Raw genomic sequence first — 15,679 nt, 5'->3', positions numbered from 1 at the left:
AATAGGGATTAGTAAAAGTTTCAACTACTCTCTTAAAGTATCCCAATCCTGATTATCAAGTTTCAATCCCTAATAGGGATTAGTAAAAGTTTCAACATGACTGGGAATATAACTTCTATTCTTTTTGTTGTTTCAATCCCTAATAGGGATTAGTAAAAGTTTCAACAAAAAGTTGGCTTCACCGTAGAATTTTGGAAAGTTTCAATCCCTAATAGGGATTAGTAAAAGTTTCAACAAGGCTATTCCCAGCAAAATCATCTTCAATTTGAGTTTCAATCCCTAATAGGGATTAGTAAAAGTTTCAACCGAGAGACTAAATCAACTAAGTCCGCATTTAGGTGTTTCAATCCCTAATAGGGATTAGTAAAAGTTTCAACGATCCAGGGAATAACCATTCAGAAATTCCCTGTAGTTTCAATCCCTAATAGGGATTAGTAAAAGTTTCAACTAGATTGGGTAATCTCTCCAAGAAAGTTATTGTTTCAATCCCTAATAGGGATTAGTAAAAGTTTCAACGAAAGTAATTTCTTGAATTACCACGCACTTGAGTAAGTTTCAATCCCTAATAGGGATTAGTAAAAGTTTCAACTCAACCCTTGACGCGACATCTCAAACACTTGCCACGTTTCAATCCCTAATAGGGATTAGTAAAAGTTTCAACCTCAAGCAGAAAGCGATGGTACAAGTTTTAAGTGGTTTCAATCCCTAATAGGGATTAGTAAAAGTTTCAACTGGAATGAATCCAAGAAATACATATGGATTTGCTAGTTTCAATCCCTAATAGGGATTAGTAAAAGTTTCAACCTATTTGATAACCATGAAGATTAAAGACATTCTGCGTTTCAATCCCTAATAGGGATTAGTAAAAGTTTCAACGCAATTTGTTGCTGAGTTTTTGGATTGGATTAGTTTCAATCCCTAATAGGGATTAGTAAAAGTTTCAACATAAAAATTCAATCTTATTTGAAGTTCCTCAACTCGTTTCAATCCCTAATAGGGATTAGTAAAAGTTTCAACTCGATTTTCGATCTTGCTTCTAAAAGTATTGACGTTTCAATCCCTAATAGGGATTAGTAAAAGTTTCAACTGCAAGAGTTTTTGGGGAGTCTTCTGGTCATGATGGTTTCAATCCCTAATAGGGATTAGTAAAAGTTTCAACGTGGTTCCTCCTCATGTTTCTGACCAATTTGGTGCGTTTCAATCCCTAATAGGGATTAGTAAAAGTTTCAACATTTTTGAATTAATTGAATTTCTTCGATATCAGTGTTTCAATCCCTAATAGGGATTAGTAAAAGTTTCAACTGCTCGTTCCAGAAGCCTTACTATATTTAATTTTCGAGGTACAGATGCGCCGACCTATATATAAAATACTGTTTGAGCCGCAGGAGTGTCAAGGGCTGAAAGACAAAAAGGGCTGTAAGTCAGTCTTAATAAGGGTTTCAGGGGTTGCGCTAACCTCGTTGTTGGGTAAAACGGCTCGAAGGTATACAGAATAGTCGTTACAGCCCCAAAAAACTGCTTGTCGTTTCAAACACCCTATGGTTGGCGCAATCATCAGGCAAAAAGCACCGTCATATCAAGCTGTATCTAAATGCCAATGCATTCTATTTTGTTTAAGCTCTTAACTTTGCTCTACAAAAAGTAATTGAATGTCTAATCTATAAATATAACATTGTATCAAGAGATAATTTTATATTTTGAAAAATTTTGCAATAATTAGGAGAATAAACCCTCATTTGTAATTAACTTATGACACCAGATGAGATAGAACTAGCGTTGCAAGCAGCTTTCAATCGTTGTGATGCAGCCCGCTGTCCTCTCACTGATGGGCAAAAGATGATTTTGCTACAAGTATTAAGCAATCAAATCGATGGAAATTCGAGCCAAATATCAGATGATGTCAATCCTTTACAAGAACTAACGAATGAAGAATTACAAATATTCTCTGAGTTTGTGAAGCAACATGAAGAACAAAATCGTTCTTGGAAAGTTGAATTACTTAACGATTGGCTGCAAGAAAAAGATTCTGGGGTAGTACAATTTATCCGCGAACGTTACGGTATACAGTGGTTAAATAGAGTTGAAAAATATCATTTTGATGAGCTTGGTAAAGAGGAATCGCTAAAATTGAAAGTTGGCGATCGCATTGAAGTTTGCAATGGCTTATGGGAATGGGTACAAGAAGGTACATCATGTGCGCCTCAATGGTTTCTGTGTATAGTAGTTAGTCTGGAAGAAGTTGTCGGTGATACGAACTATACCACCTGCACTATCCGCTTCGATAGTGGTGCAGAATATCAAATTCAAGGTATTTATCAATGGAATAGCTATCAATGGCGTTGGGCTAAAGGTTAACACAAAAAAAATCTAAGTTAAAAAAACCATTACATTAATTGAATTATCAGTAAAATCAGGAATGGTCGCAATTGTCACAAGACCGAGGGAACGGTGCGTGACGAATATTGTCAGAGCGAATGGGGGTTTAAGTTTAGGTCGCAATTGTCACAAGACCGAGGGAACGGTGTGTGACACATAAACCTTATTATTGCGTTAGAAATCAAGCGAAGTGTCACAGCACCCTACGACCAAAATATGCCAGTTGCGTAAGTCCTAAAAATTTAATAATCTTTATATCTTATGGAGTTGTTGACATTCCTTAGCTATTTTGTTGAGAATATGCAATCCTTTAATGGCAATTAAAAGTAATACCGCAGTTGCTTTAAAGTATCCATAAGGAATGAGAAATAATGTTGGTAGTTGTTTTACTGTACGTTTACCTACCCACCTTGAATAGATTTGATTTAATTTAATCTTATCTAATTTAATATCGTTTGCGTTGTTTGCAAATATGATTATATAAATACTAATTTATGTACTATCAATAACTATGCAAAATTATCTCCGTAAACTAATAAATTTCTGGCTCACTCGCGTACATCCTCGGATAACTACTTTAATTACTACTATTGGAATTGCTGGTTTAGCTATCTGTTTAATAATTATCTACATTATTGCCCAGCTTTCAGAAGAAGTTTTGGATAAAGAAGCCTTTGCTTTTGATAAAACTATTTTGCTGTGGATACATCAGTTTGCTAATCCCACATGGGATAATATCATGCTCAATATTACAAAAATAGGTAATCCTTCTACAATGGTGACTGTTACTATCATCATTTTTGGAATACTTTTATGGAAACGATATTACCAAGAAGCCAAAATATTCGCTATTCATGCTCTTGGAGGTGTAATCCTTAGTTATGGTTTGAAACTGTCTTTCAGCAAAGCGCGTCCCCAACTTTGGCAACAGCTAATTAAAGAAACAAGCTTTAGCTATCCTAGCGGTCATGCATTAGGTTCGATGGTCATATATGGTTTTATCGCTTATTTGCTAGCATTTCATTATCCTAAATTTGCTAAAATCATCTACACTTTTGCTGTTATATTAATTGGTGCTATTGGTTTAAGTCGTCTATATTTAGGGGTGCATTGGCCGACAGATATAATTGCTGGTTATGGGGTTGGATATTTGTGGTTGATGTTTTCTATTACCATGCTCAAAATACAAAAAGCTCGTTTTATTCGCTCTTGAAAATAAACGCTAATAATATATTATTATTCTCGGTACTAAATGAGAAAAAAATGCGTCAATCAATTTAGCAATGTGTTTGAGTCGTACAAATATAGCGGTTTTCTGTTGAGTGGAGTACAAAAAGGTTTATTTTCTAATATTTGAGATTGTTTTAAGTTTTTATTAGTTAAAAGACAAAATCTCTCAAGCCTTTCTACTCCTTTTAGATGCTTAAGAGATTTTTTTGACTAATACCATTTCTTTATAAAGATGCCCAAATTTAGCCCACGCACCATCTGGGCTTTGTTTGTGTAGCCCCATTCCAGAGTGAGGGCAATTTCACGCAGCCTCATACAGAATTGGTATAAATAATTAATTATTGAAAATTGACAAAACTAAAACTATTAAATGTTAGTAAACCATCGCATCTCCACCGTGTAAAGCGCGTAGAGCATTCATGCAGTAGGGACAATCGCAGGTAAAGAGTTTGATTGCTTCATCGCTTTCTTTTTCACTAAATTTGAGCATCATCACCTCACCGTTGGATGGTTGTGCTGAAACTACCTGAGTATCTGCTTTAACACGACTAGCAATCAACTTCCTTTCACGTTCCGAAACTCGCGTACACACGATACCCATACCACCGTGTGGATGGCTGATACAAGCACGACCATCTTTCGTCAGATATGCTCTTTGAGCAGCGTGTGCGGGGGACACAATTCCTAATATAGACATTAAAGATGTAAAAATTATCTGAGTAGAAAGTAGTGAAAGAATTAATCTTTTGTTCACGAATTTACCTTTTATTTAAAATATTCTGACTGATAATCATATTTAATCAACCGCCATTAGTCAAGTGCTTTTAATATCATTTTTTCTTATTTGTCAAAATTATATCTAATACAATTATCTATACTTATAAAAAAAGACAAGCGAATTTGGCTTCCACTTGATAACGATTATAATTATCATTCCATTGGTTATTTAATTTGCCTAATTAAAGCTTGAGTTTGCTGATAGTTTTGGCTATTTCCCTGTTGATAAAAAAGACTTGCTGCTTTTTGTAAATCGGCTACAGCATTACGCTTATTTCCTAAAGCATATTCCGCTAAACCCCGATTACCATAAGCTTCAGCCAAGTTGGGATTTAATTTCAGTGCTTTATTCAAGTCCGCGATCGCCTGTTTGTGATTTCCCTGCTGATAATTTGTACGACCTAAATTATAGTAAGCATCAACATACTTTGGATCGATTTTTATTGTGTTTTTAAAATCAGTAATAGCCAAAGAAATATTTCCTAACTCCCCATAGACATTTCCCCGACTGTTATAAGCCTCAGCATGATTAGGATTTAGCTGTATTGCGCGATCAAAATCGCTCCTCGCTGCTTGATAATCACCTAGTTGGGATTTAGCAAGACCTCTCAAACAAAAACCTTCAGAAAAACGCGGATTAGCCTGCACTACACGGTCAAAATCTGCTATTGCTTCCCTAAAGTTACCTGCATAAAGTTTCTGTACCCCCCGATCAAATTGTTGCTGAAAATTCGTTTGTTTTAAGTAGGTGCGCGGTGGTTGAGCGTTAACCGCAACAGGTATAACGCTAAGCGTACTCGTTAATCCAAGGATGGCGATCGCTATACGAATATAGTTCATAAATATCTGGCTCCAATTTATCGCTTTATATCAATTGTAAGCTAGTAAGAAAGTAGAATTATTCCTCATGCAATTGTTAACAACAGCACTATCAATTGGTAGTATGTCGTTCAAACTGAGCAAGTTGTTCCCTAAAGATAGTAAAATGCAAATCATTCTTGAGTTAGGTATATAATTAATCCTTTAGATAGATACTTTGTTTATCACTTGATAGATTGCCAAACTGTAAGAGTTTAAATTAAGATTTTACTATTTAATCCGGACTTAAAAGAGGTATTTAAAATAGTCTAAAAATATGTTTGTCAAATTAAAATGAATCGTTGTTAAGTGTAAATTGCCAGTAGATTATTTATGACTTTAGTAGAGACAATCAAAAACAGTGTCAAGGAATTAATTGGTAGTGCAGTTAAAATATTTCCGGCATTATTAACTTCAATAATTATTATATTTTTAACTAGATTTGCCGCTCAATTTGTTCAAAGAGTAACTGAAACAATTGCTCATAAGACGGTTAGCAGCAAATCGCTACAGTTTTTAATGGCAAAAGGAGCCTCTACCGCAACCTGGATTTTTGGAATTCTCCTCGCTTGTGTAATTGCTTTTCCCGGTTTAAGATTGGGAGATATTATTGCGACTCTCGGACTTAGTTCTGTCGCAATCGGTTTTGCTTTTCAAGATATTTTCAAAAACTTTCTTGCCGGTATCTTAATACTTTTACAGCAACCATTCCGTATTGGAGACCAAGTAATTGTCAACGATTACGAAGGTACTGTTGACCAAATTGATATTCGCACAACGGAAATTATTACTTACGGTGGGGAACGAGTTGTAATTCCCAATTCAACAGTATTTACAAGTGTAGTTCAGGTCAGAACAGCATTTAACCACAGACGTACCGATTTAGCTGTCGGTGTAGATTACAATACTTCTTTATCCCAAGCTTCCGATATTTTAGAACGAACAATTTCACAAGTAGAAGGAGTTTTAGATAAACCAGCACCAGAGATAGATTTAGTTGCTTTCGGTGATAGTTCTATTGATTTCATTGTTCGCTACTGGACTTCATCGCGGCAAAAAGAAGTCCGTCACGTTCAAACTAGAGCAATTGTAAGTATAAAAGAAGCTTTTGATCGAGCCGATATCAGTATTCCTTATCCAATACGTACTCTTTACTTTTATAATCAAGAAAAATACAACGATTATATGTCCGCTCCCAATAATAGAAAAGCATCTTCCCGTCCTAATGGCGATAATTATGAACCATCAGAAAATTGATCGTTAATCGTTGATAATACTAAAGCCTGGTAAAAGGTTTACCAGGCTTTATAATCGAGATTTATTAAGGTCAATTGATTTGGAGAATTAAAGATTTCAACAGCTAAAGTTTACTTAACTCATAGCAAACAACGCATTTATACATTTTCCTATCTAGGAGCTTGGCTTACCGAATTTAGGTAGATGCCACTTTTTTAATGCTGAAATTTACTTGGGCTTTGACCGAAGACACATTTGTCATTTACCCGATTGAGTATCGCGATGCTTTGTTTGTGTCTTATTTATTAAGTTACCACCTGTAAAGAAAAATAGAACCGCTTATTAACTCAAGTTTACGAGTCTTCAAATTTCGCAACATTGGCGAAATCAACCTCTCAACATTTTAATAATATTAACCTTTGACCTTTAACCTTTGACCTTTAACCTTTGACCTTTAACCTTTGACCTTTAACCTTTGACCTTTAACCTTTAACCTTTAACCTTTATTTACCAGTTCCACATCACGGGACTATCATCTTGATGGCTAGTAACGATGCTTCCGATCGCATCAATTTCTTGTAGCTCATCTTGAGTAAGTTTGACTTCAGCGGCTTTAGCGTTATCTATAACGTGTTTGGCAGTTCTAGCACCCGCGATCGCGTTACTCTGAGGCTGAGAAATCAACCATGCTAATGATAATTGTGCCAGACTGCATTGATGACGCTCAGCAATCGGACGCAGTTTGTTTAGCGCAAGTTGAGCGCGTTTCATGCTTTCCCCTTGAAATAGCTGGTTATCTGCACGGTTGTCGTCGGGATCAAATTTATGAGAAGCATCAAATTTTCCAGTTAATAATCCTTGGGCTAGAGGCGAGTAAGCCAGAATAGAAATATTATTTTCAATACAGTAAGGCATTGCATCACGTTCAACTTTTCGCCAAAATAAAGAATAGGGTGGTTGCAAACTATCAATTCTGCCGTACTTCGCAGCTTCTTCTAAGTGAATACGAGAAAAATTTGATACGCCGATCGCCTTAATTTTACCTTGTTCTTTTAGGTGATTTAAAGCGTTCATCGTCTCTTGAATAGGAACAATTTCATTATTGAAAGAACCACTTGGCCAATGAATTTGGTATAAATCAATATAGTCAGTCTGAAGATTTTTCAAAGAGCGATCGCAAGCTTCTATTACTTCTTCATATTTAAGATGATTTGCAAATACCTTCGTCGCATATTCAACTTTATCTCGAACATCCGATAATGCTTGGGCAACAATTTTTTCTGAATGTCCGTTACCATAGACCTCAGCAGTATCAATAGTTGTAATTCCATTTTCAACAGCTGCTCGTATTGCTTGAATAGAATCAGCGTCCTCGATTCCGACCCACATTTTCTTACCAGCTTGCCAAGTTCCCATCAAAATAGGAGTTATTTTTACATCGGATTTTCCTAAGTTGCGTTTTTCCATGATTTATTTCATCCTGATTTAATCTTAGTTAAATAGTGTCACAGTTTACGAGTTGTGGAGTCGAATTAAATCGGAGGGAATAGGGAATAGGGAATAGGGAACAGATAGGGAATTGGGAATTGGTAGGGAACATAAAAACGTTCCTAATTTTTGTAGCTACTGTTATATAACAATCCAAAATTGCAAATGGAACCAACTACAAATCACGCACTCAAAGAATGGGCGATCGCCATTAACGCTTTAGAATCTGCACAAACGATAATGCTGTTACGTAAAGGTGGTATTCATGAAAGAGGAGGAAGTTTTCGGGTTGCTCACGATCTAGTTTTGCTTTACCCTACCTACGAGCATCAACAAACTTTTATGCTCAAAACTGATTATTCCAATCTCGTGATTCCAGTTACACCCGGTTGGCGACCCGAAACTGTTAATATTACCAGCTACGCTCAAATTACCCATATTTTACCCGTTACCGACGACTCGATTATTAACGCTCTACTTCCATTCCACATTTGGAATAAAGAATTTGTTCGCGATCGCCAACAATGGAAACCATCAGAACCTTTATTCGTACTCTTGCTGCGAACATACAAACTACAAACTCCCCAAGTTGTTGCATATCATCCCCAATATGGTGGATGCAAATCCTGGATTGACTTGCATCAATCGATTTCACTCGCAGCAAAACCCGCAATGTCCGACAGTAACTACTATGAATTGGTAGCCCAAATCTGCGAAATTACCGGCGATTCTTCCGATGTTTCGTCAAATAGATCGGAAAAACAACAAGATGTTAATTTTAGTCGTTGAAAGCTTTAATTTAATCCTACATAAGTAAAACAGTAGCCAAAGATACACACGACTAGTAATATTACATATAAAATTAGACAAACATAGATGTTTGCGAGCGGTGTTTGTTTTTCTTATTCCACGGGCTATTCAGTCTGTGGTTAGTTTTTATTTAGACAAATAATATAAAATGTTATCTCTGAATAAAAGTATAAACAATTACCAACAAATATGCCTGAATGAAGAATGAAGTTCAAGCCTTTTATTTATAACTCATTCTTCAAAAGTACCCCAAAAGGGTAAGGCAGCGCTTGACAAATATCTGTAATTATGCAAGAGATGCTTTCTTACAAAGGAGTTTGTATGAGAAGAATGTGCTGGTTATCCAAGTCTGGCGAAAACGGCGAGAAAATTTTGCACTTGCAGACAGCACCGAACGAACCTTGGCGACCATACACCGCTTTTCGACAATTCACAGTACCAGACTATCAAATACCGGGCGGTTCCAAAGGATGGGCGACTTATCAAAAGTTACTCAAAGCAGGTTGGACATTAGTACCCAGCGCCCGCGCCAACGAATTTTCACCATTAAATACTTCAGATGCTTATGTAGATAGGGAATAGGTCAAAGGTTAAAGGTTAAAGGTTAAAGGGGAGAGTTAAGAGTTAAGAATTATTTTCTCCCCATCCCCCCATCCCCCCATCCCCCCATCCCTTCCTAAATCCCCCTAGCTGCCCCTTCACCCCTGGGATCGGCGGCACCTTCTAAGCTACCGTCTGGTTTAACGACGATCGCGTTGGAGTTACCCCAAGGGTTGGTTTGTTCGATTTTGTGTCCCCGACGCTGTAATTCTTGCAAGGTTAGTGCATCCAACCCCCAAGGCTCGACGCGCAAGGTATCGGGCATCCATTGATGGTGAATGCGGGGTGCGGAAACTGCTGCTCCTGCATCCATATCGTATTCCAAAATGTTGAGAATTATTTGTAATACTTGGGTGATGATGGTGCTGCCTCCGGGAGTCCCTACAGCCATTCGCAACCGTCCGTTTTCAGTAATAATTGTGGGAGTCATGCTTGATAGGGGAGTTTTTCGAGGTGCGATGGAATTCGCTTCGTTACCCAACAAGCCGAAAGCGTTGGGAACTCCCGGTGCTGCTGCAAAATCATCCATTTCATTATTGAGAACTATTCCTGTTCTCGGTGTGACTATCCCAGCACCAAAAGCCAAGTTAACGGTAAAGGTCAAACTTACAGCGTTGCGTTGTTCATCGACAACTGTAAGGTGAGTAGTTTCTGTGGACTCATGGGATTTTTGATTTTTGATTTTTGATTTTTGATTAGAATTTATAGGTATGGTTTGACTGAATTTTTGTAATGTATTGCGATCGACTGGCTTGACTTCTGTTGAAGGTTTTGCCCGCTGCATATCAATTTGCTGACGGCGAAATTTTGCATATTCGGGACTAATTAGCTGTTGTTGGGGAACTTTGACAAAATCGGGATCGCCTAAATATTCGGAACGGTCAGCATAAGCAATTCGCATCGCTTCTACCATTAAGTGGATCGCGTCGGGGTGGTGCCATCCTAAAGATTTTAAGTCGGTATCGCCGATAATATTTAACATCTGCAATAAATGAATCCCTCCTGATGATGGTGGTGGCATCGAGCATACTTTGGCTTTATGAAAATTACCGCAAACTGGGGTGCGCCAAATTGGTTTATAGGATTGCAAGTCTTGTAGAGTAATTAAACCGCCATTTTTCGCCATATCTGAAGCAATAGTACGAGCGATGCTTCCCGTATAGAAACTGCGGGGATTTGTGGCAATATATTGTAAAGTTCGTCCTAAATCTCGCTGTACAAGGGTTTCTCCTGGTTGATAAAAATTACCGTTACGAGTAAAAATAGCTCGCGCTGCTCGGTTGCTAGCAATCATTTTCTCGCGCATTTTGACAGCTTGGACAAACTTATTTTCAACAACGAAACCATCTTTCGCCAACCGAACCGCAGGAGCAACAACCGTACTCCAAGATAATTTACCGTAGCGGCGGTGAACTTCATACATCCCTGCAACAGTTCCCGGAGTAGCAACAGCCAGATAACCATTGGTACTTGCATTGGGACGCACCTTGCCGCTACTATCCAAATACATATTTTTGGTAGCTTTCAAGGGAGCGCGTTCGCGAAAATCTAAAGCTTGAATTGTGCGTTTCTTCGAGTCATGCATCAACAAAAAACCGCCACCACCAATTCCTGCTGAAAAAGGTTCTACTACAGAAATTGCAAAAGTTGTGGCAACAGCAGCATCAACAGCGTTACCTCCTTTGCGTAACATTTCTAACCCCGCCTCGCTAGCTAAAGGATGGGCTGAAACTACCATTGCTTTTTTACTGCGTAGCGGTTGGATAAAAGCCGCAGTGGCAATTTGAGTGTAAAAAGTAATGCTAAATAAAATAACTGTGCGAACTAAAATACGCATAAAATCTTGTTTCAAAAAATTCAAGAAATTTATACCATGATAGAGCGCGTTTCTCTTTTAATAACTCTTTACCTTTCTAATTACTGGTTGTTTTGGTTAGGGGAGGGAACATTAGTAGAAACAGTAGACCGGACAATAAAATATGTAATGCCAAAATTATTTTGTCGGCGACCGCTACCACGATGGTCTTTGCGTTCTTTCGGAGATCGATGTTGTGCTTGTTTATGAGTAATGAAGTGATTACTCGTTTGAGGTATAAAATTTTGACCAAACGAAGGTAGCGCTATTAAAATCCATAACGGCAATATTAAGTATAAAATTTTCATATTTATTAAACAAAACTAAGGAAATTTACTATTAATATCTCAATTTACATTCCTTTCTGATTTGATTGCAAGTTAGATAAAATACATAATATTTTTAATTACTGAGATTAAATTACTTTCTAATAAATTTTCTGTTTTTGATAAGAATTAGTGATGTTAAATAGCGGTAGGCTTAGTTAGCTGAACCTACGCTTACGCATAGGCAATTAGCCAGCAATATAAAATTTATTGATTTGTATGCTAATTTTTGGAGAAATTGCAATGCAAATTTTCTACATTATTATTTCGGAAAACTATAAGTTGCGGAAAAATCTTGTTCACAAAATTTATGAGCAACAAGCATTATCTACTATAAAATTTTTAACAAAAAGATTGTATCCATAATTAAAACTCGATACTGAAGAATTGATCGAAGTTCAAAGTTAAAATCAAGTAACTTATAAAGATTAATTATTAACTTTCAAATTCTTTTATTCTGGAGAAAAATATGCAAAGTGTTGTTGTTACAGGCGTTTCTACGGGTATCGGTTGGGGTACGCTAAAAGTATTAAATAGTAAAGGAATTCATATATTTGGTAGCGTTAGGAAGCCTGAAGATGCAGAGCGTTTAACTAACGAATTTGGTAATGGATTTACACCTTTAATATTCGATGTGACTGATGAAAAATCGGTACGTGAAGCTGCCGATCGCGTTAGTCATCAAATTAGTGGTAATAATTTGCTTGGTCTAGTAAATAACGCCGGGATTGCTATCGGTGGACCTTTGATGCATCAACCGATCGCAGAATTTAGCAAACAAATAGAAGTCAATTTAATCGGACAGCTAATTGTTACTCAAGCTTTTTTACCTTTGCTAGGAACCAACTCTGCTTTGATCGGTAAACCGGGAAGAATTATTAATATAAGTTCCGTTGGGGGAAAGATCGCAATGCCATTTCTAGGTGCTTATAACGCATCGAAATTTGGATTAGAAGGCTTTTCCGCAGCATTACGACGCGAACTTATGGTGTACGGAATTGATGTAATTATTATCGGGCCAGGTTCTGTAGTGACACCAATTTGGGATAAAGCCGAACAGATTGATTTTTCTCCCTATGAAAATACTAAATTTGCGATTCCAAGTAAAAAATTTATGGATTATGCGTTGGAAAAAGCACGTTCCGGTTATTCTCCAGAAGATGTGGGGAACTTGATTTGGAAAGCTTTAACAACCGAAAAACCGAAAGTTCGTTATGCGATCGTACCTAATCATTTCTTTGATTGGATAGTTGCTAGATTACTTCCTCAACGAGTCCTCGATCATATTCTTGCGAAGCAATTCGGTTTAGGGACTGAGAAATAAAGCATTGAGGGTTGAGGATTCTATGCTTTTTATAAATTTTTTGTAAAAACATCAGCAATTTACTAATATATCTAAACAATAAATCGATTTAGATATATTTAGTTTGTTTAAAATGAAATATTACCAGACAGTAATACCCGCCATTATTGGTATATAAATAGTTATTCTACAATCCCTCTGTACAAAAGCTTTATCCTCATTAAAAGAGAGATGAGATAAATAGCAATAAGATAAATACTTTTGATTTATACCAGAATACAGTACATTAAACGAAGTATTCAGCTAAATATCCATGTCACAAAAAAACGAATCCGCTGTAGAGTTCCGTAACGTGACTCTCAGTCGCAACCAGCGTCCTTTAGTATCAAATCTGAATTTCCAAATTCGTAAAGGAGAAGCATTAATATTACTAGGACGTAGCGGAAGCGGCAAAACTACGACCATGAAGTTAATCAATCGGCTGTTTCGACCGACGGATGGTCAAGTAATATTTGATGGAATACCTACAACTCAATGGGATGAAATCAAGCTCAGACGCAAAATTGGTTATGTAATTCAAGAAACGGGTTTGTTTCCTCATTTCACAATTGAGCGTAATGTCGGCTTAATTCCTTCGTTGGAAGGTTGGAATTCTAAAAAAATCAAAATGCGCGTTTTTGAATTGTTGAATTTAGTAGGTTTACAACCAGAACAATTTGCTTCCCGATATCCTCACGAACTTTCCGGTGGACAAAGACAGCGGGTAGGTGTAGCGAGAGCATTAGCTGCCGACCCTCCGGTATTATTAATGGATGAACCATTTGGAGCATTAGACCCGATCACAAGATTGGAACTTCAGCAAGAGTTTAAACGGTTGCAGCAAGAACTCGGTAAAACCGTGGTATTTGTCACTCACGATATTCAAGAAGCCTTTGTTTTAGCCACAAGAATTGGTTTAATGTATGGGGGAGAACTCGTATTTTTAGGGACACCCCACGAATTCAAAAACACCTCGCATCCGGAAGCGGTTGCTTTTATGAAATGTTTGGAAACCGCAGTTTAATTTTGGATTTTAGATTTTAGATTTTGGATTGAAAAGCTATGAATTATATTTACCCATATTTCGTACCAAAACATAGAACCCTTGTAGATACGTAGCACTGCTACGTCTCAAACAATGCGAAATCACAACTGCATATTTTCAACTATTTATGAATATTAAAGATTTTTTCTTAATTAAATACGGCTCGGAAATTATCCAGCGTAGTATAGAACACTTGGTAATGGTGGTTATTGCAATTAGTATTGCGACAATTATAGGTATTCCTTTAGGAATTTTAATTACTCGTAAAAAGGCTCTTAGTCAACCTATTTTAAGTGTTGCAAATATTTTCCAAACAATTCCTAGTTTGGCTTTGTTTGGTCTATTGATTCCCGTTCGTGTTATTGGTGGAATTGGTCCGGTTCCGGCAATTTTTGCTTTAACTTTGTATTCTTTTTTGCCAATAATTAGAAATACTTACACTGGTATTATGAATGTAAATCCGGCGATTCGGGAAGCTGGAAGGGGGATGGGAATGACGGATAGACAATTATTATTTCAGGTGGAAATTCCGTTAGCTCTGGGGGTAATTTTGGCGGGTGTGCGGGTTGCAATGGTGATTGGGATTGGGATTGCAACTATTGCAGCAGCGATTGGTGCTGGTGGTTTGGGAGTATTTATTTTTCGGGGAATTTCTTTAGTAAATAATGATTTGATTTTAGCCGGTGCGGTTCCTGCTGCTGCGATCGCGCTGATTGCAGATTTGGGAATTGGGGCTTTGGAACGTCGTTTAACTAAGGGAAAAATATAGTTAATTTATAGTTGACAAAATAGTTTAATAATCATAAAAATGAAAAGATTTTTCACGCTGCTAATTGTTTGTTTCTGTTTGGTGGGGGTTACTGGTTGCAATACTGCTTCTGTTGGTAACGGTGGTGATATTGTAGTCGCATCGAAAAATTTTACCGAACAAGATATTTTAGGAGAATTATTAGCGCAGCAAATTGAAGCAACTACCGAGTTAAAAGTTGATCGTCTTCGGCAGTTAGGTAGTACTAGTATTTGTCATGCAGCTATTCTTGCTGGAAAAATTGATGCTTATATCGAGTATACGGGAACAATCTTTACAGCGATTTTAAAGCAAAAGGTAATTAGCGATCCCACGAAAGTTTACAATTTAGTCAAACAGGCTTACGAGAAGCAGTTTAATTTGGAAGTAACTAAACCTTTGGGTTTTGAAAATACTTTTGCGATGATAATTCGCGGTGAAGATGCGAAAAAATATAATATTAAAACTCTTTCTGAAGCTGCTAAATATACACCTTCTTGGAGAGCCGGTTTCGGTTATGAATTTGTGGAAAGAGAAGATGGTTTTCCGGGATTATCTAAAGCTTATAACTTAAAATTCAAGGAATTTCCTAAAATTATGGATTTGGGTTTGATATATCGAGCATTAACTCAAAAACTGGTGGATATGGTAGCAGGAAATTCTACCGACGGGCAAATTTCTCGTTTGGGTTTAGTAATATTAAAAGATGATAAAAAATATTTTCCTCCATATGAAGCCGCACCAATTGTACGCAAGGAAACTTTGAAAAAATATCCACAGTTGAAAAAAGCCTTCTCTCAACTCGCTGGAATTTTGACTGCTGATGAAATGCAGCAACTTAATTATCAAGTAGAAGGTGAGTTACGCGATATTAAAGAAGTTGTCAGCGAGTTTCGCAAGAGTAAAGGGTTGTAGGAGTTAGGAGTTATGAGTTAAGAGTTATGAGTTA

At 37.0% G+C, this 15,679-nt stretch carries 13 protein-coding genes and 1 CRISPR repeat array; of the genes, 9 read left to right on the top strand and 4 right to left on the bottom strand.

The window, feature by feature from the left end; translation table 11 throughout:
- Nucleotides 1-59: 59 nt before the first annotated feature.
- Nucleotides 60-1,302: direct repeats of the CRISPR family, unit length 37 nt; unit sequence GTTTCAATCCCTAATAGGGATTAGTAAAAGTTTCAAC.
- A gap of 447 nt (nucleotides 1,303-1,749) precedes the next feature.
- Complete coding sequence (locus VB797_RS31900; RefSeq protein ID WP_323241810.1) at nucleotides 1,750-2,355, top strand: hypothetical protein; 606 nt, start codon at nucleotides 1,750-1,752, stop codon at nucleotides 2,353-2,355.
- Between the two features lie 532 nt (nucleotides 2,356-2,887).
- Nucleotides 2,888-3,589, top strand: a complete 702-nt coding sequence (locus VB797_RS31895; RefSeq protein ID WP_323241809.1) for a phosphatase PAP2 family protein — start codon at nucleotides 2,888-2,890, stop codon at nucleotides 3,587-3,589.
- 390 nt (nucleotides 3,590-3,979) lie between these two features.
- Here the strand turns inward: VB797_RS31895 and VB797_RS31890 are convergent, their stop codons facing one another.
- Together VB797_RS31890 and VB797_RS31885 are read right to left on the bottom strand one after the other, a co-directional pair.
- Complete coding sequence (locus VB797_RS31890) at nucleotides 3,980-4,360, bottom strand: hypothetical protein (protein WP_323241808.1); 381 nt, start codon at nucleotides 4,358-4,360, stop codon at nucleotides 3,980-3,982.
- 188 nt (nucleotides 4,361-4,548) lie between these two features.
- Complete coding sequence (locus VB797_RS31885) at nucleotides 4,549-5,223, bottom strand: tetratricopeptide repeat protein (protein WP_323241807.1); 675 nt, start codon at nucleotides 5,221-5,223, stop codon at nucleotides 4,549-4,551.
- A gap of 351 nt (nucleotides 5,224-5,574) precedes the next feature.
- Between VB797_RS31885 and VB797_RS31880 the strand changes: the two genes are divergently transcribed.
- Nucleotides 5,575-6,498, top strand: coding sequence for a mechanosensitive ion channel family protein (locus VB797_RS31880; protein WP_323241806.1), 924 nt, complete (start codon nucleotides 5,575-5,577; stop codon nucleotides 6,496-6,498).
- 486 nt (nucleotides 6,499-6,984) lie between these two features.
- Here VB797_RS31880 and VB797_RS31875 read toward each other — a convergent pair whose 3' ends face one another.
- The gene (locus tag VB797_RS31875) at nucleotides 6,985-7,944 is read right to left on the bottom strand and encodes an aldo/keto reductase (protein WP_323241805.1); all 960 of its coding nucleotides are present in this window, start codon (nucleotides 7,942-7,944) and stop codon (nucleotides 6,985-6,987) included.
- A 186-nt stretch (nucleotides 7,945-8,130) separates the two neighbouring features.
- Here VB797_RS31875 and VB797_RS31870 point away from each other — a divergent pair, with 186 nt between their 5' ends.
- Both VB797_RS31870 and VB797_RS31865 read left to right on the top strand, forming a co-directional pair.
- Nucleotides 8,131-8,754, top strand: coding sequence for a DUF1802 family protein (locus VB797_RS31870; protein WP_323241804.1), 624 nt, complete (start codon nucleotides 8,131-8,133; stop codon nucleotides 8,752-8,754).
- 318 nt (nucleotides 8,755-9,072) lie between these two features.
- Nucleotides 9,073-9,357 (top strand): hypothetical protein, encoded by a 285-nt coding sequence (locus tag VB797_RS31865; protein WP_323241803.1) that lies wholly within the window; start codon nucleotides 9,073-9,075, stop codon nucleotides 9,355-9,357.
- A gap of 94 nt (nucleotides 9,358-9,451) precedes the next feature.
- On the opposite strand, the gene ggt is transcribed toward VB797_RS31865, so the two are convergent.
- Entirely contained in the window at nucleotides 9,452-11,212 is a 1,761-nt protein-coding gene (gene ggt, locus VB797_RS31860; RefSeq protein WP_323241802.1) for a gamma-glutamyltransferase, read from the bottom strand.
- Between the two features lie 813 nt (nucleotides 11,213-12,025).
- Here ggt and VB797_RS31855 point away from each other — a divergent pair.
- The 4 genes from VB797_RS31855 (at nucleotide 12,026) to VB797_RS31840 (ending at nucleotide 15,645) form a co-directional block, all read left to right on the top strand.
- Entirely contained in the window at nucleotides 12,026-12,880 is an 855-nt protein-coding gene (locus VB797_RS31855) for an SDR family NAD(P)-dependent oxidoreductase (protein WP_323241801.1), read from the top strand.
- Between the two features lie 292 nt (nucleotides 12,881-13,172).
- Nucleotides 13,173-13,922, top strand: a complete 750-nt coding sequence (locus VB797_RS31850) for an ATP-binding cassette domain-containing protein (RefSeq protein ID WP_323241800.1) — start codon at nucleotides 13,173-13,175, stop codon at nucleotides 13,920-13,922.
- A 148-nt stretch (nucleotides 13,923-14,070) separates the two neighbouring features.
- Complete coding sequence (locus VB797_RS31845; protein WP_323241799.1) at nucleotides 14,071-14,712, top strand: ABC transporter permease; 642 nt, start codon at nucleotides 14,071-14,073, stop codon at nucleotides 14,710-14,712.
- A gap of 39 nt (nucleotides 14,713-14,751) precedes the next feature.
- The gene (locus VB797_RS31840; protein WP_323241798.1) at nucleotides 14,752-15,645 is read left to right on the top strand and encodes a glycine betaine ABC transporter substrate-binding protein; all 894 of its coding nucleotides are present in this window, start codon (nucleotides 14,752-14,754) and stop codon (nucleotides 15,643-15,645) included.
- Nucleotides 15,646-15,679 lie beyond the last annotated feature (34 nt).

The sequence above is a fragment of the Rivularia sp. UHCC 0363 genome (assembly GCF_034931125.1).
Lineage (GTDB): Bacteria > Cyanobacteriota > Cyanobacteriia > Cyanobacteriales > Nostocaceae > Rivularia.
The sequence above is the reverse complement of the archived record's forward strand: the minus strand, read 5'-3'. Positions and strand labels throughout refer to the sequence as shown.